Here is a 2,011-nt window from a genome sequence, read left to right on the forward strand (position 1 = left end):
GGTAAGCACCCGGTGAACCCGTCTTGCCAGCTAGGTGGCGCTGGGCGTCCAGCGATGCGGGAGCAGTTCGGCGATGTCGGCCGCCTTGTGGGTCGGCAGTCGCGTGAGGACGTCTTTCAGATAGGCGTAGGGATCGTGCCCGTTGAGCTTGGCCGATTGGATCAGGCTCATGACGGCAGCCGCGCGTTGACCGGCGCGCAGTGAGCCTGCAAACAACCAATTGGAGCGACCCAGGGCAACCGGCCGGATCTGTCGCTCGACGTGGTTGTTGTCGATGGGCACCGTCGGGTCGTCGAGGTAACGCACGAGAGCCGGCCACCGCTTGAGGCTGTAGTCAATGGCCCGCGCGATCGCCGAGCCGTCTGGGACGCGGCGTCGCTGTTCCTCGAGCCAGGCGTGCAGCCGCTCTAGAATCGGGCCAGCCCTTTGTTGCCGCGCTGCCAGGCGCTGGTCTGGCTCAGCATCCCGCACTTGCGCCTCGATCTCGTACAAGCTCACCATGTAGCGCAGTGCCTGGCCCGCCAATTCGCTCTTGTGCTTGTCGTGCAGTTCAAAGAACTTGCGCCGCGAATGGGCCATGCAACCGATCTCAGTGACGCCACCGTCGAAGCTGGCCTTGTAGCCGGCGAAGTCATCACATACCAGCTTGCCTTGCCACTGCCCCAGGAACGCGCGAGCGTGCTCGCCGCTGCGGCTGGGCGCAAACTGGTAAATCACCGCGCGCATCTTCTCGAACTCGCTCGGCGCATAGGCCCACAGGTAGGCGCGGTGCGTCTTGCCATTGCCGGGCGCGAGCATCTGCACTGGCGTTTCGTCGGCGTGCAGAACACCGTGGCTCAGAACCTCTTCTTGCAGGGCGTCCACCAGCGGTTGCAGACGCACGCCACAGATGCCCACCCACGCGCCCAGTGTCGATTGCGGGATGGCCAGACCGGCGCGCGCATAGATGCGCTCCTGCCGATACAGGGGAAGGTGGTCGCCGAACTTGGACACCAGCGTATGTGCCAGCAGTCCGGCCGTCGGGATGCCTTTGTCGATGACGTGGGGTGGCACCGGCGTCTGCACCAGCGTCTCACACTGATCGCACACCCATTTGCCGCGGATGTGACGCTCCACGGTGAACGTGCCCGGCGTGTAGTCCAGCTTCTCGCTGATGTCTTCGCCAATGCGCTTGAGCGCACACCCACAGGTGCAGGTCTCTGCGTCCGGCTCGTGGTGGATGTCGGTGCGCGGCAACTGCGGCGGCAATGCCTGGCGCTTGGGCTTGCTCTTGGCTTCAGATTTGGACGACGGCAGGAGCGCTTCCAGTTCGGTCTCAATCGCCTCGAGGTCTGCGTCAATGGCTTCGTCCAGCAGACTCGCCTGTTCAGATGTCAGTTGCTCGCTGCGCTTGCCGAACTTCCAGCGCTTGTGGATGGCCAGCTCGTGTGTGAGCTGGTCGATCTTGGCTTGCCGGTACCGCAACTCCCGGTCCTTCTCGCCGACCTGGGCCATCAACTGCGCAGCCAGTGTGCGCAGTTCGTCCGGGCTCAGGGCATCGAGGTTGGTGGGTAGGTTCATGCGGCGAGTCTGCCAGAACCCCAAGTCCTCTGGAAGGAAGCCAGTTTACGGCTTTGGGGGTATTACACGACCGTGATCGCGTGGTCGTGGGTGAGCGTCTGCCAAGGCAGCCCCGTCACCAGCGCACGCAATTGCTCGGGATTGAGCGCCGTGGCGATCGCCTGGTCGCCGTTCGTCCAGATGAAGCGCCCCTTGTTGAGGCGCCGCGCGGCCAGCCAGATGCCGAAGCCGTCGTAGACCAGCACCTTCATGCGCGTCGAACTCTTATTGGCAAACAGGTAGGCGTGGTGGGGGCGTGCCGCGCCGAACACCTTGACGACCCGCGCGAGGATCGTTTCGGTACCGGCGCGCATGTCCAGCGGCTCCACGGCCAACCAGATCGCGTCCACCCGAATCAACGCAACCACCCTTGCAGCCACTGGGCGCACTGCGCTGCGGCCGATCCCGGCCA

2 protein-coding genes are annotated in these 2,011 nt (G+C 64.4%); both read right to left on the bottom strand.

Going from position 1 to position 2,011, the window contains the following annotated elements:
* Positions 1-30 precede the first annotated feature (30 nt).
* Positions 31-1,560 carry an IS66 family transposase gene (gene tnpC, locus C404_RS58660; RefSeq protein ID WP_009238807.1) on the bottom strand — a complete coding sequence of 510 codons (1,530 nt, stop codon included), beginning with the start codon at positions 1,558-1,560 and terminating at the stop codon, positions 31-33.
* Between the two features lie 62 nt (positions 1,561-1,622).
* The coding region (gene tnpB / locus C404_RS60225) for an IS66 family insertion sequence element accessory protein TnpB (protein WP_021197861.1) at positions 1,623-2,011 on the bottom strand (389 nt) is incomplete at its 5' end.

Source organism: Ralstonia sp. AU12-08, from assembly GCF_000442475.1.
GTDB classification, from domain to species: domain Bacteria; phylum Pseudomonadota; class Gammaproteobacteria; order Burkholderiales; family Burkholderiaceae; genus Ralstonia; species Ralstonia insidiosa.

Bases quoted from the DNA above. Each gene is read 5' to 3' on its own strand.
- tnpC (WP_009238807.1), bottom strand. From the start codon at position 1,560: ATGAACCTACCCACCAACCTCGATGCCCTGAGCCCGGACGAACTGCGC.